Source organism: Lentzea terrae (assembly GCF_003265345.1).
GTDB classification, from domain to species: Bacteria; Actinomycetota; Actinomycetes; order Mycobacteriales; family Pseudonocardiaceae; genus Lentzea; species Lentzea terrae.
Genome location: NZ_QFWW01000020.1, coordinates 373,688 through 397,585 on the forward strand (window position 1 = coordinate 373,688; position 23,898 = coordinate 397,585).

23 protein-coding genes are annotated in these 23,898 nt (G+C 69.7%); 8 read left to right on the top strand and 15 right to left on the bottom strand.

The window, feature by feature from the left end; translation table 11 throughout:
• Positions 1–2: 2 nt before the first annotated feature.
• The 4 genes from DI276_RS23685 to DI276_RS23690 are packed head-to-tail and all read right to left on the bottom strand — an operon-like array spanning position 3 to position 2,126.
• On the bottom strand, positions 3–998 hold the full coding sequence (locus DI276_RS23685) for a YdcF family protein (protein ID WP_112266887.1): 996 nt from the start codon (positions 996–998) through the stop codon (positions 3–5).
• Between the two features lie 22 nt (positions 999–1,020).
• The gene (locus DI276_RS51190) at positions 1,021–1,191 is read right to left on the bottom strand and encodes a hypothetical protein (protein ID WP_198680847.1); all 171 of its coding nucleotides are present in this window, start codon (positions 1,189–1,191) and stop codon (positions 1,021–1,023) included.
• A gap of 16 nt (positions 1,192–1,207) precedes the next feature.
• Positions 1,208–1,360 (bottom strand): hypothetical protein, encoded by a 153-nt coding sequence (locus DI276_RS51195; RefSeq protein WP_198680848.1) that lies wholly within the window; start codon positions 1,358–1,360, stop codon positions 1,208–1,210.
• Between the two features lie 13 nt (positions 1,361–1,373).
• Positions 1,374–2,126 carry an aminoglycoside phosphotransferase family protein gene (locus DI276_RS23690; protein WP_112266888.1) on the bottom strand — a complete coding sequence of 251 codons (753 nt, stop codon included), beginning with the start codon at positions 2,124–2,126 and terminating at the stop codon, positions 1,374–1,376.
• A gap of 62 nt (positions 2,127–2,188) precedes the next feature.
• On the opposite strand from DI276_RS23690, the gene DI276_RS23695 reads away from it, so the two are divergent.
• Both DI276_RS23695 and DI276_RS23700 read left to right on the top strand, forming a co-directional pair.
• Complete coding sequence (locus tag DI276_RS23695) at positions 2,189–2,950, top strand: IclR family transcriptional regulator (RefSeq protein ID WP_112266890.1); 762 nt, start codon at positions 2,189–2,191, stop codon at positions 2,948–2,950.
• Positions 2,951–2,980: 30 nt separating this feature from the next.
• On the top strand, positions 2,981–4,426 hold the full coding sequence (locus DI276_RS23700) for an aldehyde dehydrogenase family protein (protein ID WP_112266892.1): 1,446 nt from the start codon (positions 2,981–2,983) through the stop codon (positions 4,424–4,426).
• Between the two features lie 13 nt (positions 4,427–4,439).
• On the opposite strand, the gene DI276_RS23705 is transcribed toward DI276_RS23700, so the two are convergent.
• The 7 genes from DI276_RS23705 to DI276_RS23735 form a co-directional block, all read right to left on the bottom strand.
• Complete coding sequence (locus tag DI276_RS23705; RefSeq protein ID WP_112266894.1) at positions 4,440–5,075, bottom strand: response regulator; 636 nt, start codon at positions 5,073–5,075, stop codon at positions 4,440–4,442.
• Positions 5,072–5,935, bottom strand: coding sequence for a sensor histidine kinase (locus tag DI276_RS23710; RefSeq protein WP_112267665.1), 864 nt, complete (start codon positions 5,933–5,935; stop codon positions 5,072–5,074). Before DI276_RS23710 ends, DI276_RS23705 begins: the two co-directional genes overlap by 4 nt.
• Positions 5,932–7,143 (bottom strand): serine hydrolase domain-containing protein, encoded by a 1,212-nt coding sequence (locus tag DI276_RS23715; RefSeq protein ID WP_112266896.1) that lies wholly within the window; start codon positions 7,141–7,143, stop codon positions 5,932–5,934. The genes DI276_RS23710 and DI276_RS23715 overlap by 4 nt, the downstream gene beginning before the upstream one ends.
• Before the next feature lie 92 nt (positions 7,144–7,235).
• A complete protein-coding gene (locus tag DI276_RS23720; RefSeq protein WP_112266898.1) occupies positions 7,236–8,786 on the bottom strand; it encodes an MDR family MFS transporter in 1,551 nt (516 codons plus the stop codon).
• The gene (locus tag DI276_RS23725) at positions 8,783–9,406 is read right to left on the bottom strand and encodes a TetR/AcrR family transcriptional regulator (RefSeq protein WP_112266900.1); all 624 of its coding nucleotides are present in this window, start codon (positions 9,404–9,406) and stop codon (positions 8,783–8,785) included. The genes DI276_RS23720 and DI276_RS23725 overlap by 4 nt, the downstream gene beginning before the upstream one ends.
• Before the next feature lie 63 nt (positions 9,407–9,469).
• Entirely contained in the window at positions 9,470–10,222 is a 753-nt protein-coding gene (locus DI276_RS23730; protein WP_112266902.1) for a DUF427 domain-containing protein, read from the bottom strand.
• Positions 10,223–10,246: 24 nt separating this feature from the next.
• Positions 10,247–11,236, bottom strand: coding sequence for a ribose-phosphate diphosphokinase (locus DI276_RS23735; protein ID WP_269814293.1), 990 nt, complete (start codon positions 11,234–11,236; stop codon positions 10,247–10,249).
• Between the two features lie 475 nt (positions 11,237–11,711).
• On the opposite strand from DI276_RS23735, the gene DI276_RS23740 reads away from it, so the two are divergent.
• The gene (locus DI276_RS23740) at positions 11,712–13,196 is read left to right on the top strand and encodes an alpha/beta hydrolase (RefSeq protein ID WP_112266906.1); all 1,485 of its coding nucleotides are present in this window, start codon (positions 11,712–11,714) and stop codon (positions 13,194–13,196) included.
• A gap of 54 nt (positions 13,197–13,250) precedes the next feature.
• Here DI276_RS23740 and DI276_RS23745 read toward each other — a convergent pair whose 3' ends face one another.
• The gene (locus tag DI276_RS23745; RefSeq protein ID WP_157984894.1) at positions 13,251–16,013 is read right to left on the bottom strand and encodes an AAA domain-containing protein; all 2,763 of its coding nucleotides are present in this window, start codon (positions 16,011–16,013) and stop codon (positions 13,251–13,253) included.
• A 40-nt stretch (positions 16,014–16,053) separates the two neighbouring features.
• Here DI276_RS23745 and DI276_RS23750 point away from each other — a divergent pair, with 40 nt between their 5' ends.
• A complete protein-coding gene (locus DI276_RS23750) occupies positions 16,054–16,938 on the top strand; it encodes a phosphotransferase (protein ID WP_232836861.1) in 885 nt (294 codons plus the stop codon).
• Here DI276_RS23750 and DI276_RS23755 read toward each other — a convergent pair.
• The 3 genes from DI276_RS23755 to DI276_RS23765 all read right to left on the bottom strand — a co-directional run bounded on the left by DI276_RS23755 (position 16,935) and on the right by DI276_RS23765 (position 21,195).
• Positions 16,935–18,746, bottom strand: coding sequence for a S8 family peptidase (locus tag DI276_RS23755; RefSeq protein ID WP_112266912.1), 1,812 nt, complete (start codon positions 18,744–18,746; stop codon positions 16,935–16,937). The two genes, DI276_RS23750 and DI276_RS23755, sit on opposite strands and share 4 nt — an antisense overlap.
• 164 nt (positions 18,747–18,910) lie before the next feature.
• A complete protein-coding gene (locus DI276_RS23760; protein WP_112266914.1) occupies positions 18,911–19,849 on the bottom strand; it encodes a sigma-70 family RNA polymerase sigma factor in 939 nt (312 codons plus the stop codon).
• A 65-nt stretch (positions 19,850–19,914) separates the two neighbouring features.
• The gene (locus DI276_RS23765) at positions 19,915–21,195 is read right to left on the bottom strand and encodes a hemolysin family protein (RefSeq protein ID WP_112266916.1); all 1,281 of its coding nucleotides are present in this window, start codon (positions 21,193–21,195) and stop codon (positions 19,915–19,917) included.
• Positions 21,196–21,287: 92 nt separating this feature from the next.
• Here DI276_RS23765 and DI276_RS23770 point away from each other — a divergent pair, with 92 nt between their 5' ends.
• The 4 genes from DI276_RS23770 to DI276_RS23785 all read left to right on the top strand — a co-directional run bounded on the left by DI276_RS23770 (position 21,288) and on the right by DI276_RS23785 (position 23,853).
• Positions 21,288–21,689: an ATP-binding protein gene (locus DI276_RS23770; protein ID WP_112266918.1), complete on the top strand. Its 402-nt coding sequence runs from the start codon at positions 21,288–21,290 to the stop codon at positions 21,687–21,689.
• A gap of 79 nt (positions 21,690–21,768) precedes the next feature.
• Positions 21,769–22,179, top strand: coding sequence for a hypothetical protein (locus DI276_RS23775; RefSeq protein ID WP_157984895.1), 411 nt, complete (start codon positions 21,769–21,771; stop codon positions 22,177–22,179).
• 10 nt (positions 22,180–22,189) lie between these two features.
• Entirely contained in the window at positions 22,190–23,251 is a 1,062-nt protein-coding gene (locus tag DI276_RS23780) for a sensor histidine kinase (RefSeq protein WP_198680849.1), read from the top strand.
• Entirely contained in the window at positions 23,248–23,853 is a 606-nt protein-coding gene (locus tag DI276_RS23785; RefSeq protein WP_112266924.1) for a response regulator transcription factor, read from the top strand. Before DI276_RS23780 ends, DI276_RS23785 begins: the two co-directional genes overlap by 4 nt.
• The last annotated feature ends 45 nt before the right edge of the window (positions 23,854–23,898 follow it).

The window sequence follows — 23,898 nt, forward strand, 5'->3', positions numbered from 1 at the left end:
TCTCAGCTGATCTGGGTCAGCGCGAGACCGCCCGCCATCAGCAACGCACACGCCAGCCCGTGCACGACCGGGTTGCGCACCAGCAACGCCACGAACTCCCGCAGGAACGCGCTCGGCACGAAGTACCAGGCCGTCGGCGCGCCGATGACCTGCAGCCGCAGCCCCTGCTTGTGCGACAACACGGCCGTGCGGAACACGTGGTAGTTGTTCGTGACCGCGACGACCCGGCCGATGTGTCCGCGTTCGGCCAGCAACTTCTTGCTGTAGCGGAGGTTCTCCTCCGTGGTGGTCGCCTGGTCCTCGAGCACGATGTCGTCCTCTGGCACCCCGCGTTCGACCAGGTACTGGCGCATCGCGAACGCCTCGGAGACCTCCTCGTCCGCGCCCTGTCCGCCGGACACCACGATGATCGGTGTACGGCCGGCCTCCTGATCGCGCCGGTACAGCCGCAACGCGCGGTCGAGCCGGGACGCGAGCAGCGGCGGCACCCGTGAGCCGATCAGGCCGGCGCCGAGCACCACGATGCCGTCGAACCCGCTGCGGCGGCCGGTGCGGCCGTAGATCACGGAGTAGAGCAGCAGGCTCACGAACAGGAACGCGATGTACGCGGACACCAGGAACAACCCGATGGCGCTGCCGCGGATCCAGTCGTTGGCCTGGCCGATGCCCCAACCGAAGTAGATCATCTCGCCGATCAGCGCGAGCCCGGCCAGCAACGACAGCAGGTTGCCCAGCGAACGGCCCTCGCGGCGGACCATGACCAGGCCGTTCGCCAGCAACGCCAGAGGCAGCAGCAGGAGGCCCAGCACGGCGAGCAGGAACGCGAGCAGCAGCGGCAGGCTGACCACCGGGTTGTCGCGCCCGGCCTCCGCCAGCAACAACAACAGCATCACCAGCGAGATGCCGAGCCAGATCGCGTTGCTCAGCCTGCGCCGGTCGCGCACCATCCCGTACACGAAGATCGATGCGGGGACGATGAACAGCAGGCCGGCGAACACCGGCCAAGCGTAGTACCGATGATCAGTCAGTGCTCTCGGTTTCCGGTGCAACGGGCTTCGGCCGCGGCCTCAGCCGCACCGCGCCCGTCGTGAGGTCGAGCGGACCGGTCTCCTCGAAGTCCTCGCCGGTACCGGAGTCCCCCGCCTCGCTGCGGAGCTTGCGTCCCGGGAACAACTCACCCAACTGCCCCATGACCTCGACCCTACTCTCAGAACAGGGCGACGAGCAGCAGGATCACGGCGATCACGACCAGGATCGGGATCAGCGCCCCGCCAGGCGGCCTGCGGTAGTGGCTGCGGACCGTGGTGGTGCGGAACCAGCTGTACGGGGTGCTGCGGCGGTGCCGGCGTACCCAGGGCATTCTCGACACTCCTTCAGACGATGGGCTCCCTGGATACCCCGATTTTCAGCCGGTCACGCACGCCGGCCAGGCCCTCCGCCGTCACCTGCGGATCCCCGATGTCGTTGCCGTACAACACTTCGTGCCACGGACCGAGCTGATGCCACCGCAACGCGCGCATCCGCAGGTCTTCCGTTGGGCCATATGCCGCAGCGAGCGCGTCCGCGAACTCGGGCGGAGTCGAGTGCAGCGCCCAGGCCAGGTCGAGCGCCGGGTCCCCGAGCTGGAGGTCACCGAAGTCGATCACGCCGGTCAGCACTCCGTCGGTGCCCAGGACGTGCTCGGGGCCGATGTCGCCGTGCACGAGCGTGTCCGCGGGCAGGTTCCGCAGTTCGGCCAGCAACGCCGCGCCTTCCGGTACGTGCGGCAGGACTTCGGCGCGGAACCGCTCGATCGGCAGTGGCGTCCGGCGGACACCGCGCAACGCTGCCTCTTCCGCCGCAACCGCGTGCAGCGCCAGCAGGAACTCGCCCAGCTGACGGCCCTGGACCGCGTTCGGGGACGCCAGTTCCTCGCCGCGCACCAGTTCGTGCCGGACGACCAGCGGGTCCGCGGAGACGATGACGGGCACCGGGACCGGCAGGGGCAGCAACGGCGCGAGCCACGGCATCACCACGGTCTCGCGCACCAGTTGCGGGCCGATCTCCGGACGGCGCGGCCGCCGGTCCACCCACCGGCCGTCGATCAGATCGGCCCTGCTGTCCCAGCCTTCGCCCAGGTAGGTCACGCGTCCAGTGTGGCCAATCGGGCCGACAGGGCTGAACCGACTTTCGCGTGCAGAATTCTGGGATGACCGCCACCGTGTCCTCGAAGCTGCTGTCGCTGCTCGGCACGTTCGACGCCCGTCACCGCCGGCAGACGCTCAGCGGCATCGCCCGGCGCAGCGGCCTGCCGATCAGCACGACGCACCGCCTGCTGGCCGAGCTGGAGGCGTGGGGCGCGGTGCGGCGCCTGGAGTCCGGCGAGTACGTGATCGGCCGCCGGATCTGGCGGCTCGGGCTGCTGGCGGCCGGCGAGGTCGACCTCAGCCGGGTCGCGGAGCCGTTCCTGCACGACCTCCACGCGGCGACCAGGGCGGTGGTGCACCTGGCCGTGCGCGAAGGGACCGAGGTGCTGTACCTCGACCGGGTGTCGGGCCACGCGTCCGTGCCGATCGTCAGCTCGACGGGCAGCAGGTTGCCGTTGCACTCGACCGGCGTGGGCAAGGTGTTGCTCGCTTTCGCGCCCCCTGAGGTGCAGGAAGAGGTGCTGGAGCACCACCTGACGCGGCTGACGGCGTACACGGTGACCGAGCCGGGACGCATGCGCGCACAGCTGCACCGGATCCGGCGCGACGGTTACGCGCAGACGTTCGAGGAGATGACGCTCGGGGCGTGCAGCGTGGCGGTGCCGGTCGAGGTGGACGGGCACGTCGTGGCGGCGCTCGGGATCGTGGTGCCGGACCTGCGCAACGTCCGGGCCCGGCTGGTGGCGGCGTTGCAGGTCGCGGCGAAGGGCATCGGGCGGACACTGCATCCGGGTTTCCACCCACCGGAAGAAGGTATTGGATGACGTACCTCACAAGCGGTTGAATCTTCAACCGTGGCAAGCGAAAAGCGTGAGCTCATCATCGGCGGCGAAAGCGTTCCCGCGTTGGACGGCCGCACCACTGACGACCTCAACCCCTACACGGGTGAGGTGTACGCCGTCGTCGCAGCGGCCGGGACCGCCGACGTCGCGCGTGCCGTCGACGCCGCGGAGGAGGCGTTCGCGGAGTGGTCCGCGACGCCGCCGTCCGCCCGGCGGCGAATTCTGCTGAAAGCCGCCGACATCCTGGAATCCCGCACGCCGGAGGCCATCGCGCTGATGGCCCAGGAGGTCGGTGGCGTCGCCGGGTGGGCCGGTTTCAACGTGATGCTGGCGGCCGGCATGCTGCGCGAGGCAGCCGCGGCGGTCACCCAGCCCGTCGGCGAGGTGCTGACGACGGAGAAGCCGGGGCAGCTGTCGCTCGCGGTGCGGGAACCGCTCGGCGTGGTCGCGGCGTTCTCGCCGTGGAACGCGCCGATCATCCTGAGCACGCGCGCCGTCGCCGCGCCGCTCGCCGCCGGCAACACCGTGGTGATGAAGCCCAGCGAGGACGCGCCGATCGCGGCCGGGCTGTTCATCGCCGACGTGCTGCACGAGGCCGGGTTGCCGGCGGGCGTGCTCAACGTCGTGACGAACGCACCGTCCGACGCCGCCGAGATCGCGGAGGCGCTGATCGCCGACCCGCGGGTGCGGGCGGTGAACTTCACCGGGTCGACCGGGGTCGGGCGGATCGTCGGAACCCTTGCCGCGCAACACCTCAAGCCCGCGGTGCTGGAGCTCGGTGGCAAGAACTCGTTGCTGGTGCTCGACGACGCGGACCTCGACCACGCGGTCGAGGCGGCGACGTTCAGCGCCTTCTTCAACGCCGGCCAGATCTGCATGTCGGCCGACCGGATCCTGGTGCACCACTCGGTGGCTGAGGAGTTCACCACGAAGTTCGCCGCCAAGGTCGCCTCGCTCCCCCACGGCGACCCGGCCGACCCCGGCACGGTGATCGGCCCCGTCATCACGCCGCGCTCCGCCGACCGCGTGGCCGCGCTGGTCGCCGAGGCGGTCGACGCCGGCGCTCGCTTGCGGACCGGCGGTGACGGCGTCCCGTTCGTGCTGGACGGTGTGACCCCGCAGATGCGCATCTTCACCGAGGAGATCTTCGGCCCGGCCGTCGTCGTGACCACCGTCGCGGACGACGACGAGGCCGTCGCCATCGCCAACAACACCGAGCACGGCCTGACCGCAGGCATCCTCACCGAGGACTCTCGGCGTGGCCTCGCCCTGGCTCGGCGGATCCGCACAGGCATCGTGCACGTCGGCAACCAGACCGTGGACGACGCGCCGCAGGTGCCGTTCGGCGGGGTCAAGGCCAGCGGGTACGGCAGGTTCGGCGGCCGGTGGGGCATCGAGTCCTTCTCCAGCACCCGGTGGGTCACCATCGCCGGCGGCCACGGCCACTTCCCCATCTGACGAGGGGACCCGTTCAGCTCGTCAGTCCCGCTTCGTGCGCCACGATCGCCGCCTGCACTCGGTTCTCCGCCCCGAGCCGGGTCAGGATGGCGCTCACGTGCCCCTTCACCGTGCCCTCGACCAGCTCCAGCCGCCGCGCGATCTGCGCGTTCGACAGCCCCTCCCCGAGCAACGCCAGCACGTCCCGTTCCCGCGCGGTCAGCGACTCCACGCGGGACCGGGCCTCGCTGACCCGACCGCCGCGGAACCGGGTGATCATCCGGGCGGCCACCTTGGGCGCCAGGTAGGCGCCACCGGACGCCAGCGCGTGCACGCCCGCGATCAGCTCGCGCGGATCGCCCGACTTCAGCAGGAAGCCGCGCGCGCCGCCGTCCAGGGCCTGTTCGAGGTAGCCGTCGTCGTTGAACGTCGTCAGCATCGCCACGCCGAACCCCAGGCGCGCCAGCTCACGTGCCGCTGCCAGCCCGTCGGTCCTCGGCATCCGAACATCGAGCAGCACCACGTCGGGACGGTGCTTCAAAGCCAGGTCGATGGCCTCACGGCCGTCCGCCGCCTCGCCCACCACCTCGATCATCGGGTCCGAACCGAGGATGGCGCGCACGCCCGCACGCACCATCGCCTCGTCGTCGGCGAGCAGAACGCGAATCACGAATCCCCCGCGTGCGGAAGCGTTGCCACCAGCTCAAATCTGCCGTCGTCCCGGCTGGTCCGGAGCGTACCTCCCGCGAGCCGCACCCGTTCGCGCAACGCGATCAAGCCCAACCGGCTGCCCGCACCGCGGCGCAGGCCGAGGTCGTTGCTCGCCTCCACGACCGTGGTGGCATCGGCCGTGGTCACGCGAAGCACCACCACGGACTTCGGTGCGTGCTTGGCGGCGTTCGTCAACGCCTCCTGCACCACTCGATGCACCGCGGACTCCACTGTGGACGGGAACCCTCCCTCCACAGTGAACTCGACCTGCAATCCGGAAGCCACCGCGCGGTCGACCAGATCCCGTAGCTCCACGACCGCGGGCGGATCGCCGTCACGCAGCAGGAACACCAGGTCTGCCAACCGTTCCGTGGCAGCGGAGGCGGCCACCCGGAGCTGAGCGGCCGCTGCCTGGTGCTCCGCGGGCAGGTTCATCTCCATGGCACCCGCCTGCAACGCGATCAGGCTCAGCTCGTGGCCCAGCGTGTCGTGCACCTCGTGCGCGATCCGCGTGCGTTCGCGCAGGTGAGCGGCCTCCACGCCGGCTGCGGCCAGTGCGGCCTGCTGGTGGCCCACACGCCCGAGGAACCACGGCAGTGCGACCGCGAGCCCCACCAGGAAGAGGCCCATGAGCCCGCCGAGAACACCGGCCGCGAACACCGAAGCGGGCCACCAGGACGCGGTCCGACGTCCGAGCAGGAACGAGATCACGAACAGCGGGACCCACACCACGACCGTCCACGGCGGAACGTTCGCCTGCATGAAGAACGACACGGCAACCGCTGCGGCGACGCACGCCGCGAGAGCCACGATCTTCATCGACGCCACCTCACGACCGCCACGCTGACGTTCAGCACACTGGACACGCCCAACCACACCACAAGCGGCAGCGAATAGTGCATCAGTTGGTAGAACGTCATGTCCCTCCCGCCGCCGTACAACGCCCCCAGCAACGTCGGCGCCGCGACCAGCACACCCAGCGGCACGAACCTGAGCGTCTGCCACGCCTTGTGAAAACGTCGCGGCCGCCGCAAAGCACGAACACCGAGCGCCACGGACAACAGGGTCAACGCGGCCAGCACGAGATCGATGATCAGCCGGTACGAGCCGACCTCCGGCGGCGTCCTGCCGTCCAGGACGTCCGCGATCCCGTTCTCCAACGCGTAGGTGCCCTCGTTGCCGAGCGAGATCCCGCTGTTGGACATCACCGCGATCCCGTGGCCGGACGACGTCAGCAGCTGGCCGGCCGTGCCGGTGAACCAGATCCCGCCGTGCCTCAGCTGGCCCTTCGAGTCGGCCTTCCAGCCCATGCCGTCCTGCGGCGCCAGCTTCGGTTGCGCCGCCAGCCACTTCGCCATGTCCGCGGCCGTGCTGATGATCCCGTCCGACCCGGTCAGGAACCGGTGCGGCTCGGTCAGCGAGACCGAGAAGCCGTAGGCGTACCCGTAACCGCGCCGGAAGTCCGGCGGCAGATCGCGTGGCGCCACGTCGATCGCCACGGTGTCGCGCATGCCGAGTGGCTCGAACACGTGCTTCTTCAAATACGCGTTGAAGTCCTCACCGGACGCCAGCTCCACCAGCCGCGCGGCCAGGTGGTAGTTCGTGTTGGTGTACCGGAACTGGCCGTCGGGGACCGCCTCGCGCAAAACCTCCCGAGCCCGTTCGGCAGCCTCCGCAGCGGTGTTCGGTTGCGGCAGGCTCTTCTCCGGCAACGTCCGATCGCTGATGCCGGACGTGTGGTTCAACAGCTGACGTGGCGTGACACGAGAGTCGAAAACAGGTGCGTCCAGGTCGAGCTTGCCGGCGTCGGCGAGCTGACGGACGGCGAGCGCGGTGAACGACTTGCTGACCGACGCGATCGCCATCTTCGAGTTCTCGGTGATCGGCGCGCCCGTCGAGTCGTGGCCGTAGCCCTGGACCGCGATCACCTGGTCCCCCTTGGTGATCGCGACCGCGACGCCAGGATGCGAGGACTCGCCCATAAACGTGGAAACGAACAGCGTGAGCGCTGCACCCCAGATGTTCATGGGACAGAAGGTATGGAGCGCGAGCAGAACAAACCCGACCCGAAAGACAGAGCGGACCCCCGACGAAAGTCAGGGGTCCGCTCCACCACACCTCAGTGACTGGCGGCCATCTCCGCGGCCAGCCGGTCGTCACCGCTCTGCTCCTTGAGCGGCTTCTCCTTGATGAACAGCACCGCCAGCAGCGCCAGCACCGCGAACGGCGCGCCCACCAGGAAGATCTCGGCGGTGGCGGTGGCGTAGATGTCGGCGATCACGGCCTTGACCTCGGGCGGCAGCACCGCGAGGTCCGGCACCTGCGCACCGTCGGAACCACCCATCGGGCCGAACTTCTCGGCCGCGAGCGACGACACCTTGCCGGCCAGCACTGCACCCAGGGCCGAGACACCGATCGCACCGCCCAGCGAGCGGAAGAACGTCAGCGTCGACGTCGTGGCACCCAAATCTTTGGCCGGCACGTCGTTCTGCGCCGCCAGCACCAGGTTCTGCATCAGCAGACCCACGCCGACGCCGAGCACGAACATGTGCACGGACACCATGAACACCGTGGTCTGTGCCGTGATCGTGGACAGCAGCAGCATGCCGCCGACCATGATCACGCCACCGGACACCAGGAAGGCCTTCCACCTGCCGTACTTCGTGATCAGCTGACCCGCCACGGTCGACGAGATCAGCAGGCCGAAGATCAGCGGCAGCCCCAGCAGACCGGCCTGCGTCGGCGTCTTGCCGAGCGAGAGCTGGAAGTACTGCGAGAGGAACACCGTGCCGCCGAACATCGCGACACCCACCAGGGCGCTGGCGATGGTCGTCAGCGCCACCGTGCGGTTGCGGAAGATCGACAGCGGCACGATCGGGTCGTGCGCGGTGGCCTCGACGCGCACCGCCGCCACCAGCAGCAGCACGCCCAGCGTCACCAGGCCCGCGGTCCAGCCCGACGCCCACTCGAACTTCTGCCCGGCCAGCGAGGACCAGATCAGCAGCGTCGAGACACCGGACACGATCAGGAACGCGCCCAGGTAGTCGATCTTCGTCTCCTCCTTGCGCACGACCGGCAGGTGCAGGGTGCGCTGGAGCAGCCAGATCGCGGCGAGGCTGAACGGCACGCCGATGAAGAAGCACCAGCGCCAGCCGAGCCACGAGGTGTCGACGAGCAGGCCGCCGATCAGCGGGCCCGCCACCGTGCCGACGCCGAACACGGCGCCGAACAGGCCGGAGTACTTGCCGAGCTCGCGCGGCGGGATCATCGCGGCCATCACGATCGTCGCGAGCGCCGTGACGCCACCGGCGCCCAGGCCCTGCACGACGCGGCTGACGATCAGCATCTCGATGTTCTGCGAGAAGCCCGCGATCAGCGAGCCGACCACGAACAGGCCGAGCGAGGCCTGGATCAGCAGCTTGCGGCTGTAGAGGTCGGCGAGCTTGCCCCACAACGGCACGGTCGCCGTCATCGCGAGCAGCTCAACCGTGACGATCCAGGCGAAGATCGACTGCGAGCCCTTCAGCTCGGCGACGATCCGCGGCAGCGCGTTCGAGACGACGGTGCCGGCGAGGATCGCGACGAACATGCCGAGCATCAGGCCCGACATGGCCTGGACGACGTCTCTCTTGCTGTGGACTGGTGTTGGAGCATCGGTTTCGGTGCTCATGATCCCCCTTCGTGGTGACGCGGCGCGTGAGCCAGCCCGGAGCCGAACAGGTCGAACGCTTCGCCGACCAGGTCGCCGAGCGCCACGGTGTCGTCGAGCGCCCACCGGGTGACCGCACAGCGGAACGAGGCCGTCCCCGCGGCGACCATCAGCCGCGGGTACAGGTGGCTCTCCGGCAGTCCGGCGCGCTCCGCCACCGCGGTCACGAGCAGCTGCTCGGCCTCCGCGTTCGTGGCGAACGCGCGGACCAGCAGGTCCGGGCGCTGCATCAGGACGTCCTTGCGCAGCAACCACAGGTCGCGAGCGTTGTTCAGCTCCTCGTCGATCTCCGCGAGCACGGCCGAGCGGAACGCCTCGAACGGGCTGACCCCGGCGGGCCCGGCGAGGATGCGCGCGGCCATGCGCGGACCCACCTCCGGGTCCGCGCCGATCAGCGCCTCGTCCTTGCTCGCGAAGTAGTTGAAGAACGTCCGCACCGACACGTCGGCCTCGGCGGCGATCTCCTCCACGGTGACGTGGTCGTAGCCCTTCTCAGCGGCAAGACGCAGCGTCGCCCGCTCGAGCGCGGCACGCGTGCGGCGCTTCTTGCGGTCGCGCAGGCTCTCCCCCGGCTGGTTCACGTCTCACACGATACAGGAGAGTTTTGCAGTCACTGCAACTTTGCAGTGTGTGAAGTACGTCGCCTACGACCAGGGGGTTTTGGGCTTGTCCTGGAGTTCACCGTCGATGAAGAGGTCGACTCGCTCGCTGTAGAAGCACGCGAGCCCGGCGACCTTCTGGCTCTCCGGCAGCGGCGTGCGGTAGATCCACACGATGTCCTCGTGAAGCTTCCCGTTCACCTCGACCGACCAGTAGTCGGCGGTCCCCTTGTACGGGCACTGCGTCCGGGTGTCCGACGGCCTGAGCAGATCGAACCGGACGTCGCTCAACGGCAGGTAGTAGCGCGGCGGAAGGCTCGTCTCGAACAGGATGCGCGGCTGCGACGACGCCGCGAGCGTCACGCCGTCGAGCGCGACCCGCACGTGCCGCGAGCTGTTCAGGACGTCGACCCGCTTGTACGGGTCGCGCGGGTGGACGTAGATCGGTTCGTCCTCCTCCAGCCACTCGTCCATCGCGGCGAACTCGAACCGGACGACGTCGCGCAGCTCCTCGATCGGCGAGTCCGCGTAGATCATCGCCGCGCCCTCGGCCGTGCCGCCCGCCGTGACGACGTCGTGGACCCGGCCCTCACCCCTGCTCGGCGAGTGCTTGGTCTCCCCCGTCGGCTTCAGCTCGGCGCGGACGGAGGAAAGCGGCAGGTAGTAGGCGGGGTAGTGCGGGATCTCCCAGACCAGTCGTGGCGTGGTCGTGTCCGCGACCAGCTCGCCACCGAAGTACGCACGGACTCGCTTCGCCGAGCGCTCTACGCGTACCCGGCCACGCTGTTCGTTGCCCATGTCACAGCACAACGCGCCACGCGATCAGGCATTCCCGTCGAACAGGCTGGTCACCGAGCCGTCCTCGAAGACCTCCTGGATCGCCCGCGCGAGCAGCGGGGCGATGCTGAGCACCGTGAGGCCCTGGAAGCGCTTCTCGTGCGGGATCGGCAGGGTGTCGGTGAGGATCACCTCGCGCGCCTTGCTGGCGATGAGCCGGTCGTACGCCTCACCGGACAGCACGCCGTGCGTGGCCACCAGGACGACGTCCTTCGCGCCCTGCTCCAGCAGCTGCCGCGCCGCGCCCGTGCTCGTCAGCGCCGTGTCGATCATGTCGTCGACCACGACGCAGGTGCGGCCCTCGACGTCACCGACGACGCGGTTGGCCATGACCTCGTTGGGGCGCAACGGATCGCGGGTCTTGTGGATGAACGCGATCGGGCACCCGCCGAGCAGGTCGGCCCACTTCTCGGCGAGCCTGGTGCGACCCGCGTCCGGCGAGACGATCGTGAGGTCCTCGCTCTGGTACCGCGCCCGGACGTGGTCGGTGAGCAGCCACATCGCGTGCAGGTGGTCGACCGGGCCGTCGAAGAAGCCCTGGGCCTGCGCCGTGTGCAGGTCGACCGTCACGATCCGGTCCGCGCCGGCCGTGGAGAACATGTTCGCGACGAGCCGTGCCGAAATCGGTTCACGTCCAGCGTACTTGCGGTCCTGACGCGCGTACGGATACGACGGCACGACCGCGGTGATGCGCTTGGCCGAGGCTCGCTTGAGGGCGTCGACCATGAGCAGCTGCTCCATCAGCCAGTCGTTGATGGGCGCGCTGTGGCTCTGCATGACGAACGCGTCGGCGCCGCGCACGGACTCCTCGAACCGCACGAAGATCTCGCCGTTCGCGAAGTCGTAGGCGGCCTGCGGGGTGATGCCGACGCCGAGGTGCTTGGCGACGGCCTCCGCGAGCTCCGGGTGCGCCCTGCCGCTGAGCAGGATGAGCTGCCGTTTGGCGATGCCGGGTTTGCCGCTGACCACAGTCACGCTCCACGTTCGTCCGGCTGTCAGCCCGATGGTTCAGCATGGCCGCGAGATCACGCAAACGGTACGTCCGGCCGGTGAGATTCCACGTTGCTGGGCAAATTTGAGTACCCCCATCGGGCACACCCACACGTAGGTCCTCGGCAGGCGCGGACTCCCACCCTCGGTATAGATCGGCTGATTCGGATTCACCCCATGGGGTACGTCGAGTGTGATTTCTTGATCAGCGTGCTTGTGGGGTCAACGGTCATGCCTACCCTCCTCGCATGCCTGCAGATCAGGACGGCCCCGGACCGACACCGCCGGCACCACCACCGAACCCGATCGTGATGAGCACTCCCATCCACGACCAGATCGCCGACCGGCTGGGAGTTCGGCAGAAACACCGACGGCCGGATTGACCGCCTTTCGGAGGTTCTCAGCGCTGTCGCCAGCCGGTAGGAATGGCCCCCTCTGCGGACAAGAGGGGAGCTTGTCGATGCGTTTCACCGTGCTCGCCGCGGCAGCCGCGCTCGTCATCACCGGTGCACCCGTCGCACTGGCCGACAGCGGCGTCCCGAAGATCGACTGGCAGGCGTGCGGACCGGAACACCCCGGTTTCGAGTGCGCCTCGGTGAAGGTGCCGCTGGACTACGACAACCCGCGCGGCGCCACCACCTCCGTGGCCCTGGCGCGCAAGCCGGCCACCGACAAGGCCCGGCGGATCGGGTCGCTGTTCCTCAACCCCGGCGGACCGGGCGGATCCGGCGTGGACTTCGCTCTGGGTGCGGGCAACACGCTCTCGGCCAACCTGCAGGGCCGGTTCGACATCGTCGGCTTCGACCCGCGGGGCATCGGCCGGTCGGATCCGTTGCACTGCTTCGCCAGCGAGGCCGATCTGGCGAAGTTCTTCGAGGGTCTGCCCGGCTTCCCGTACCAGGCGGCGCAGGAGCGGCCGTTCTTCGACCGGTACCGCTCGCTCGGCCCGGAGTGCCGCGACGACCAGACCATCGCGCGCCACATGAGCACCGCCGACGTCGCACGGGACATGGACCTGCTGCGCCGCGCCGTCGGTGACCGCAAGATCTCGTACCTGGGCTTCTCGTACGGCTCGTTCCTCGGCGCCACCTACGCGAACATGTTCCCCCGCAACATCCGCGCGCTGGTGGTCGACGGTGTGCTGAACCCGGAACTGTGGTCGAGCGGCCGGCAGATCGAGTCCGACCGGATCGCGACGAAGGAGGAGTTCCGCGAGTTCCTCCGCAACTGCGACGAGGCGGCGTGCGTGTTCGGCCCGCAGTCGGAGAAGCGCTGGAACGCGCTGCTGGCCTCGGTGCGCGCCAAGCCGATCCAGCTCGGTGACCAGGTCTACACCTACGACGCGGTGATCAGTGCCGCGCTCGGCGCGATGTACAATCCGCGTTCCTGGCCTTCCGCCGCCGCGCTGTTCGACCAGCTGTCCGACGCGTCGGCCTCGGTTTCCGTTGCGGCGGAACCGGATTATCCCAACGGGTTCGACGCCTACAACGGCAACGTGTGCGCGGACATCGAGTTCCCGCGCGCCTTCGAGGCGTACCGCGCGATCGGCCGTTACGCCGCAGCGGGTTCGGAGTTCGGTCCCGCCTGGTGGTGGGGCAACGCGGCCTGCGCGGACTGGCCCGTCAACCACGACCGCTACACCGGTCCGTGGCGCACCCGCACCAGCGCGCCGGTTCTGGTGGTGGGCAACCACTTCGACGGCGTGACGGACTTCCGCGGCGCCCAGGCGGTGAACCGGCAGCTCGCCGGGAGTCGACTGCTCGCCTACGCGGGGTGGGGGCACACGGCGTACGGGTTGAGCAAGTGCGCCACCGACCACACCAACGCGTACCTGCTCAACGGGACGTTGCCGGCCGTCGGGACGGTGTGCCCGGCGAACCCGAACCCGTTCCTCCCGGCGCTGGCTTCGGCGCCGGAGCCGCTCTTCCAGCCGACCCGGCGCTAGCGCACGCGGGGAGCTTTCGTACTCGCTGACCGCACGCAAGGTCCCCGCGTGCGGTCAGCGGCGGAGCTCGTGGGCCAGCTCGACGGCCGCGCGGGCCGGATCGTGGTCGAACCGGCTGCCGAACGCGTCGTGCACCCGCCACCCCGCGTGGGTGAGCGCACGCCAGCGAGCGAGATGCGCCTGTGCCCCTTCCGGGTGCGGGCGCGTCTCCACCGCCACCGCGCCGTCCTTCTCCCCCACCACGAGGTCGACCCGCCACTGCCCCACCGGGTAGCCCGTCCGCACGGTCAGACCTGCACGCACGAGCTCGTCGGCCAAGCGGGCCGTCCACTCGTCCGACGGCTCGACCCCGGCGGTCTCGGTGGGTGGCACGTCCGCGTGCCGCAGGTACTCGCCGACCAGCCCGGGCGGCTCCGGAGCGGACGTGATCACGTGCACGAGCCGGCGGGCTCGCGTGGTCAGCACCGCGAGCAGGTTGCGGTCGTTCACGAACCGCCACCCGCCGGGCTTCGCGTCGGCGGCGAGGCTGATCACCACCTCGTCGAACTCGCTGCCCTGCACCCCGTGCACGGTGCCGACGCGCACGCCACCCGTGGTGATCTCGTCCAGCGTCAGCTCGGTCAGCAGCGCTTCCTCCAGCGCGTCGGCCTGCGCGCGGAACGGCGTCACCACGCCGATCGAGCGCACGCCCGCCGCGACCCGTTTGCGCACGTGGGCGAGCACGGCGTCGATCTCGGTCTGGTTGACGCCCTTCGCGGTGCGCTCGCCGGGCACCCGCTCGGTGTCGATGCAGTCGACGTCCGCGATCGACGGGTGCGTGGTCAGCAGCGCGATCTTGCCCTCGTAGAACTTCGCGGCGGCGAACCCGATCAGGTGCGGCGCGCAGCGGTGGTGCTCGTCGAGCCAGTGCACGCCCGCGGTCGCGGCGGCCGCGTCGAACAGGCTCACCTTCGGCACGTCCAGCCGGTCGCGCAGGTCCTGCGTGCCCTCGGCGTCGACGGCCGCCTGCACGGCCTCGTCGCTCACGAACGACACGTGCCGCAGCTGCCGCGGGTCGCCGCCGATCACCGCGGACCGCCCGCGCAGCAACGCCGGTGCGGCGAGCGGCTGGTCGACGTGGCTCGCCTCGTCGATGATCACCAGGTCGAACATGCCGGGCACCGCCGGCAGGATGTCCTCCACATCGGACAACGTGCCGACCCACAACGGCAGTGCCTCCACCAGGTCCGCGCTGTCGATCTCGGCCAGGCCACGCCTGCGCGCCGCACGCCCCGACCGCAGCGCCTTCGCCAGCGCCGCCACCGCCCTGCGCTCCGGCGAACCCCGCCGGCTGACCGCGAACTCCTTGAGCCACGCGGCGATGGCTGCCCGGCTCGTCTGGTCCTGGGCCACCAGCAACGGCCGCAGCTCGCGGAACGTCGACCCGCCGCTCGCCCCGATCCGCACCGCGGCCGCGGTCTGCTCCGCGGCGGCGATCGCGGCGGCCAGGTCCTCCACCGACGACTCCCCCGCGCCGGTCAGCCGGCGTGCCTTCTTCAGGGCCCAGCTCGTCCGCAGTCCACTCAGGAACCCGGTGCGCGGCCGCAGCAGTCCGTGCAGCTCAGCGAAATCAACACCGGACTCGAAGGCACGAGGAGCGAGCGAACGGTGCGCGGGCATCAACGCCTGATGCCGCCGTGCCTCTGCGGCCAGCCGCTCGTCGTCCAAAGTGGACGCGACCGTGCGTTCGATCCGGCCGACCGCCGCGACCGCTGTACGCCGCTCCTGGTCGAGCGCCTCGAGTTGCTCGGGGTAACTTCTGGCGGACAGACCGTCGCTCAGCTCGCGCGCCATCTCCTGCCGCAACTCGGAATCGCCGAACAACGCCGGCACCGGCCCGCCTGCCCGGCGCAACGCCGCACCGAGCACGTCGGCGGCGTTGCGCGTGCGGCTGGCGAGCAGCACGGACTTGCCCGCCGCCACGGCATCCAGCGCCAACGCGGCGAGCGTGTGCGTCTTGCCCGATCCGGGAGGCCCGCCGACCACGGTGATCCGGGCGCGGTGGGCCTGCTCGACCGCACGCGCCTGGCTGTGGCTGAGCGGCAACGGCGAGGTGATCGGCTCCACCCGGCCGTCGGCGCTGTGCCCCGACCCGTAGAGCGCGGCCAGCGCGGTGTCCTCGAGCCCGGTCGCAGTCGACCACTGGAACAACGCCGAACCCTGTTCGGTGGTCACCACGGGCTCGCCGGCGTGCAGCCCGGCCCCCATCGCGACCACCAGCTCCCGCCCGTGGAGCAACGAGTTCGGGTCGTCACCGCGCACGATCGGCACGTTCTCGAACCCCGCCAGCCGCAACGTCTCGGTGATCCACCGCTCGGTCGGCGCGAGCATCGCCTCCCGCTCCGCCGTCTGCGACCAGTCGTCGATCAACGGGAACACGGCGACGTCACCGGCCACGTGGAACGCGTAGGTCGACCCCAGCCCGTGATGCACCCGCACCGGCCGTGAGATCAACGGCAGGCAAACCCGCCGCCGCTGGCCACCGATCTCCGCGGGCCCGACCAGGAACGCCCAGCCCAGCCGCAGCAGCCGGTCCTCCTGGTGCAGCGCGTCGAACGCGGCCAGGTGCTGCAGCTGCTCACGGGCCTGCTTCGGCACGGTCCAGGTGATCGGCGTCCACTCCTGCCCGTTCTGGGTGGCCGTGATCGCCCGCCACGACGGCTCGTGGTCGCCGAACCACAGCAGCCCCGCCGCCTTGGAGAGGTCGAGCTGGACCTTCTGCGGCTGCTCGGCGGCGCTCAACCGGGCCAGGGTGCGCAGGACAGCGGGCACGTTCACACCGCACATGGTGCCATTCGGAGCGGTAGCTTCCCCCGTTGTGGAAGATCTTCCCGTCGGCCTGGCCGACCACGAGCTGGCGGCGGGCCTGGCCCGGTTCGGCATCACCGATGTACCGACGTACGTGCCCGTCGGGTTCGGCGACTACCACTGGAAGGTCTCGGACCGGTGGTTCACCTCAGTCGCCGATCTCGCGCACAAGCCGCTCAACGGACTGAAAGACGCCATGAACACTGCGGCAGCGTTGAAGCTCCCGTTCGTCGTGGCACCGTTGCCCGCAGAGAACGGCGACACGGTCGTCCTGCTCAACGAGCGCCACGCACTGAGCGTCTTTCCCTTCCTCGAAGGAGCTTCCGGCAGCTTCGGCGACCAGCCGACTCCGGCCGAACGCGACGAGGTGCTCACACTTCTCGCCGCGCTGCACGCGTGCGAGCCACCGCCGGGCATCCCGGTGGCCACCATCGACCCACCAGACCGGCCCGCCCTCGAAGCACTGCTCGACAACCCCGGCGACTGGTTCTCCGCACCCGCCAGGGAGGTCTTCGTTGCCAAGACCGACCTCATCCGCGACCTGCTGGCCGAGTTCGACCGGCTGAAGAGGCAGACGTCCACAAAGCTCGTTGTGACGCACGGCGAACCGCACCCCGGCAACCTGATCCGCACCACCGACGGCCTCAAGCTGGTCGACTGGGACACCGTCGCCCTGGCCGCACCGGAACGCGACCTGAGCCTCCTCGACGACCACACGGCGTACACGAACCTGACCGGCTACGAACCGAGCGAAGCCGGCCTGGCCCTCTACAAACTCCGTTGGAGCCTCTACGACATCGCCGACTACGCGGTGAAGCTCCGCGCCCCGCACGAACAAACCAGGGACGCGGAGCTCACCTTGCACTACTTCAAGGGAACGCTCGACAGCTACTAGAGCGTCAGGCTCCACGTGTCGATCGTGCCAACGTCAGCGGTGGCCGCGTCCCGGACCCGGAGCACCCAGGTCCCGTTGCGCGTCTCCGACGACAGGTTGACCGTGAAGGTCTGGTCGATGTTGTCCGCGCTGCCACCGGAGCGGTTGCTCAGCGAGTACGCCGAACCGTCCGGCGCGACCAGGTCGACGACGAGGTCACCGCGGTAGGTGTGCTTGATGTGCACCTCGACCTTGCTGGACGCCGAAGCGTTACCCGCGCAGCCGGACACGACGATCGACGACGACACCGTTGAGTTGTCCGGGATCGCGACGTCGGTGCCGTTGGTCTGCGTGCCGCACGAGTCAGAGCCGACCGTCCACGTGAACGAGGCGCTGCCCGAGCCACCGGCGGAAGCAGCAGCCGTGGCGGTCACGTTGTACGTGCCCGCAACGGAAGCCGTACCGGAGATGAGACCAGAAGAGCTGATCGACAGACCGGTCGGCAGGCCCGTGGCGGACCACGTGTACGGCGCGGTGCCACCGGAAGCGGACAGCTGCAGGCTGACCGAGCCGTTCAGCGCCGTCGTCTGGGCGCCGGGGTTGGTCACGGAGACGCCGGGCACGCCGCCGGAGTTGGTGCGCAGCAACAGGTTCGCCGAGTTGGCACCGGGGTTGGTGACCTTGTTCGGCGTGGCACCCGCCAGGATCGCCGCGTGCACCTCAGCAGGAGTCTTGGCCGGGTTGTCCGCCAGGTACAGCGCGGCCGCGCCGGCGACGTGCGGCGAGGCCATCGACGTGCCGCTCATCGTCGCGGTGCCGGTGTTGTTGCTGTAGGACGCGGAAACGATGTCCTGGCCGGGCGCGAACAGGTCGCTGCACGTGCCGTAGGAGGAGAACGACGCGCGGGCGTCGGTGCGGGCGGACGCCATGACGTTGATCGTTTCCCGGACGCGCTGCGGCGAGTACTGGCACGAGTCGTCGTTGAAGTTGCCCGCCGCCACGACGTACGAGACGCCGGCCCGGATCGACGCGCCCACGGCGTCGTCGAGCACGCGGCTCGGCTCGTTCCTGGTACCGGTGTAGAGGCTCATGTTCGCGACCGCCGGCAGGACGGCGTTCGCGGTCACCCAGTCGACGCCCGCCGCCTCGGTGGCGACGGAGCCGCCGCCGGAGCAGTTGAGCACGCGCACGGCCTTCAGCTTGACGTTCTTCGCCACGCCGTAGGTCGCGCCGCCGACCGTGCCGGCCACGTGCGTGCCGTGGCCCTGGCAGTCCTTGCCGTTGCGGCCGTCGGTGAACGCGTCGAACCCGAACGTCGCGCGACCGCCGAAGTCGGCGTGGTCGTAGTTGATGCCCGTGTCGATGACGTACGCGGTGACGTTGGAGGCATCAGTGCTGTAGCTGTACTTGCTGTTCAACGGCAGATCGGCCTGGTCGACCCGGTCCAGCCCCCACGACGGCGGGTTGAGCTGGTCGGTCAGCACCTGCACGGTCCGGTCCTGCTCCACGTAGAGCACGGCCGGGTCGGCGGCGAGGCGCTTGGCCTGCTGCTTCGACAGGGTGGCGGAGAAGCCCTTGAACGCGGCGCGGTAGGTGAAGCCGATCTTGCCGCCGTACCTGCCCGCCAGGTCACCGGCTCTGCCGCCGACCTCCGAGCGGGTCATGGTGTCCTTCAACACCACGATGTAGCTGTCCTGGACGGCGTTCGGCGCGCTTTCCGCGACGATCGGTCCCTCCGGCTGCGCGGCCGCAGCCTGTGGGAGCGCGAACACCGTGCCGACGGCGGCAATCGCCGCCACACCGAGCGTGCGCAGGGTGCGTTGTCTCATCACTGCTCCTTGATCGCAGGGAACCGCGTGCGGAACGCGGGCCGGCCCTCGACGGCCCATGCAGATGCGTCCACACGCGGTTGCGAAACAGCGTTAGTCCGTTATCGGACGTGATGAGTCTTTAGTTGCAACAACGGTCAGTACAAGCGACTTTCGAAGGGTTGTCAGCCGGCGAGCGCGAAAAGATCCTCCGGCCGGCCGGACTGCTTCAGCACGGCGAGCGACTGCTTCTCGAGCTGACGGATCCGCTCGCGGGTCAGGCCGAGCTCCTCCGCGACCTCCTGGAGGGTGCGCTCCCGCCCGTCCTCCAGTCCGAACCGCAGCCGCATGATCCGGCCCTGCCGTTCGGGCAGGACGTCCAACAGCGACCGCACGCCGTCGGTGAACTCCTGGCGCTCCACGAGATCCGGCGCCGACAGCCCGTCGGTGTCCTGGATCAGGTCGCCCAGCACCGAGCCGCCGTCGTCGCCGACCGGCGTCTCCAGCGACACGCAGGTGCGGGCCGCGTCCAGCAGGTCCTGCACGCGCGTGGCCGACACCTTCGCCTCGGCGGCGATCTCCTCCACAGTGGCCTCACGGCCGAGCGCCGAGGAGAGCTTCTGGCCCAGCCGCTTGAGCTTGTTGACCTCCTCCACGACGTGCACCGGCAGACGCACCGTGCGGGTCTGGTCGGCCAGACCGCGTTCGATCGCCTGACGGATCCACCACATCGCGTAGGTGGAGAACTTGTAGCCCTTGGCGTAGTCGAACTTCTCGACCGCGCGGATCAGGCCGAGGTTGCCCTCCTGGACCACGTCCCCGAACGGCAGGCCGCGGAACGAGTGCTTCTTCGCGACCGACACGACCAGGCGCAGGTTCGCGCGGATCATGTGGTCCTTGGCGCGCTCACCCTCGGCGGCGATCCGGCGCAGCAGCCGGGCGTCGCGCGTGGTGTCGCCGATCTCCAGGAGGTGCGCGGCGTAGACCCCCGCCTCGATGCGCTTGGCCAGGTCGACCTCCTCGGACGCGGTCAGCAGCGGTGTGCGGCCGACCTCGCGCAGGTACTGGCCGACCGTGTCCGCGTCCTGCTGCCCGGACGCGCGGTTCTTCAGATCTGCAGGCATGCCAAAGCCCCCCGTTTCCGTTGGCAGGTTGTGGCAGCCGAACTGGCTGCACGGTGTGTAACGGTTCAGAGGTCCACTTCATTCCGCGGTTTCGGCTGTGACCTCAGCCTCACCCTGGTGATCGCGTGGTGCTCGACCTCCAGCACCTCGATCTCCCAGCCGGAGACCCGCACCACGTCACCGGGTTCTTCCGGGATGCGGCCGAGGATCACCAGCACGAGACCCGCGATCGTCGCGTAGGGCCCAGGCGGCCCGGTCAGCTCGACACCGACGTCCACCAGGTCGTGCACGGGGAACGTGCCGGGCAGCTCGATCGACCCGTCCGCCGCGGCTCGCACCGCCACCACGTCCGCGTCGGTCTCGTCGTAGATCTCGCCGACGACCTCCTCGAGCAGGTCCTCCAGCGTCACGATGCCGTCGACCGCACCGTGCTCGTCCACGACCAGCGCCAGCTGCTCGCGCTCCGCCTTCATGCGCCGCAGCGCGTCCGTGACGCGCACCGAGTCCGGCAGGAACATCGGCGCCCGCGCGACGTGGGCCGGCGGCACGGTGTCGTCGAGCAGATCCCGCAGGTGCACCACGCCGATCACGTCGTCCAAGTGACCTTCCTTCGTCACCGGCGCCCGCGAATGTCCGGACCTCGCCAGGACTTCCCGCGCGGCCAGGGTGGTCAAACCTTCCTCGAGCACGGTGACCATCCGGCGCGGCACCAGGACCTCGCGCAGCCGTCGTTCGTGGATCTCAAGTGCGCCGGTCATGATCGTGCGCTGCTCGGGGTTCAGGTGCTGCTGCACCTCGACGAGATCACGCAACTCCTCCGGCGACATCTGTTCCTCCTCGACGTCCGGGTCACCGCCGAAGATCCGCACCACGACGTCGGTCGCCTTGCTGAGCAGCCACACGGCCGGCCTGGACGCGGCGGACAGCAGGTCCAGCGGGCGAGCGATGATCTTCGCCCAGCGCACCGCGTACTGCATCGCCAGCCGCTTCGGCGCCAGTTCCCCGAAGACCAGCGTGAAAAACGTGAGAACGATCGTCACCAGCGCGATCGCGACCCCGTTGGCGGCGCCGCCGAGGAACGCCAGCAGCGGCACGAGCGGCTGCGCGAGCGACACGGCTGCGGTGGCCGAGGCGAGGAACCCGGACAGCGTGATGCCGATCTGGATGGTCGCGAGGAACCTGTTCGGGTCACGCGCGAGCCGGATCAGCGTGCGGTGTCCTTCGCGCTCCAACGACCGGAGCTGGCCCTCGCGCAACGACACCAGCGCCATCTCGCTGCCGGCGAAGGCCGCGTTGAGCAACACCAGCACCCCGACCAGCGCGAGGTTGAACCCGTAGCCGTCCACACGTTTGGGGTAGCACGCGGGGTGGTATTTCGCACCCTGACGGCTTTCTTGAACAGCCAGGAGGGCCTCAGCCGACCAAGGTGGGGATCTAGATGGACACTCCCGAGGTGCTCAGCGCCTCCGCGAGAACCCTGCACACCCTGCCGGAAGATCAGCCTGATCTCGTGGCCATGCGCGCCTGGGTCAGCACTCTGCTGAGAGACCTTCCCGAGGACGTCCGGCTCGACGTTCTGCTCGTGTGCACGGAACTGGCCAGCAACGCCTACGAACACGCAGATGGACCACGCGCCATGCGCGTGCAGCGGCACACCGACTTCATCAGAGTCGAGGTCGACGACCACACGCCGGCCGAGCTGCCGCATCTGGGTGAGTCGCGGTTCGGCGATTCGCGGGGTCGCGGCTTGCTGCTGGTGGCCCACATGTCGCGGTGCTGGGGCACGCGGGAGATGGTGGGCGGCAAGACCATCTGGGCGGAGATCGACACACCCGCATAGCTCGTCCGTGCGTTTTGCACAGAAAAGTCGTGACACCGCGCGGATGGGTCCTGCTGAGGGTTTCGCCGACGCTCAGTACATGACAACGACGAAGACATTCCACTCGACACCGCTGATGCGCGCCCTCATCGACCGTTGGCCGATGGCCGTCGCGTTGGTGGTGTCGTGGGACTTCTGGGACGTACCGCTCGTGCCTCCCGTTTGGACGCTGCTGGCCTGCCAAGCGGCGTACCTCCTGTGGGGCTGGCGAGCGCCGAAGAAGCAGCTCGTGGTGTTCGGCGCCTACACGGTGCTGGCCGCCGTGGTGGTGCTGCTGACGCCGCACGCGCCGCAGGTCGGCGTCCTGCTGATCGCCCTCGGGTGGGGCGCGCACGCGGTGTGGGATCTGGTCCACCACATCCGCGACGCCGTCGTGCCGCGCTGGTGGTCGGAGTTCTGCGGGGTGTTCGACCTGGTCATCGCCGTCACGATCCTGGTGAAGTGGTTCTAGGCTGATGGCGATGAACGATCTTCCGCACACCGCTCTGCGCGGCACCCTGCACGTGCTGTGGGTGGCGACGCTCGTCGTACCGCTCGTCTCGGTGCTGCGCGAGCCGTCCGCCACCCGCTGGCTCGGGGTGCTGGGCCTGCTGATCGTGGCCGTGGCGTACGCGGTGGCGTTGCGGGAGGCCAGGCTGTGGGTGCTCGTGGCAGCCACCCTGGTGTCGATTCCGCTGGTGGCGCCGGTAGGTCCGGACGAGCTGTCGACGTGGGCGTGGATCGGTGGCGGCGCGGCCGGGTTCGCTCCCCTGCTCCTGTCCGGGGTCTGGCGCTGGATGGCCGCGCTCGGCGCGGTCGTGCTGTCGGGGCTCGTCGGGTTCTTCGTGACGCGCGACCACACGACGTACCAGATGATCGCGGCCGCGGTCGGCGTGACGATCATCGCGATGGCCGGGCTCCCGATGTGGTTCGCCGGGCTGCTCGCGCAGGCACGGGCCGGGCGGGAGGCGCAGGCGGAGCTCGCGGTCAGCGAGGAGCGACTGCGGTTCGCCAGGGACGTGCATGACCTGCTCGGGCACCGGCTGACGGTGATCGCGCTGAAGGCCGAGCTGGCCGGACGGCTCGTGGCGGCCGATCCCGCACGGTCGGCCGCGGAGGCGTTCGAGGCTCAAAGACTCGCGTCGTCGGCGCTGGCCGAGGTGCGTGACGCGGTGCACGGCTACCGGTCGGTGGACTTCGGCGAGCAGCTCACCGCCGTGCGCAACGTGCTCCAGGAGGCCGGTATCCGCTGCACCGTCGCGGAGGTCCCGGTGCACGGCGAGGGCGCCACGCAGCTCGCGCTGGCGCTGCGGGAGGCGTGCACGAACGTCCTGCGGCACAGCCACGCGACGTGGTGCATGATCGACGTCGCGCAGGAGGACGGGGAGGTGCGGTTGACCGTCACGAACGACGGCACTGACAAGCCTTCCGGCGAGGGCAACGGGATCCGGGGCATGAGCGAGCGACTGGCGGCTGTCGGGGGCCGGGTGAGTGCCGAGCAGTCGGCCGAGGTGTTCACGTTGCAGGTCGTGGTGCCCGCGTGATCAGAGTCCTGCTGGCCGACGACGAGGAGCTGATCCGCGACGCGCTCGCGGCGCTGCTCGACCTGGAGCCGGACCTCGAGGTGGTGGCCCGCGCCGGCGACGGCCGGGCCGCCGTCGAGGCCGCGCGGGCGCACCGCCCGGACGTGGCCGTGCTGGACCTGCAGATGCCGGAGCTGGACGGCCTGGAGGTGACCGAGGAGCTCGCGCGGGTGCTGCCGTCGTGCGCAGTCGTGATCCTGACCGGCCGCGGCCGCCCGCCGCACCTGCAGCAGGCCCTGCACGCGGGCGCGAAGGGCTTCCTGCCCAAGGGGTCGCCCGGCGGCACGCTGGCCGACGTGATCCGCCGCGTGCACGGCGGTTCGCGGTGGGTCGACCCGGCGCTCGCCGCCGACGCCCTGGCCGCTCCCCCGTGCCCGTTGACCCAGCGCGAGCTCGAAGTGTTGCGGCTGACCGAGTTCGGCACGCCGGTCGCGGAGATCGCGTCCCGCACGTCGCTGTCGGCGGGGACGGTGCGCAACCACCTGTCGGCCGCGGTCGCCAAACTGGGCGTGGCGAACCGGGCGGAGGCCTTCCGGCTGGCGCACGAGCACGGGTGGCTTTGAGGTTTTGAAAGTGGAACAGTTTGGCGCCGGTTCGCGGTTCCGGTG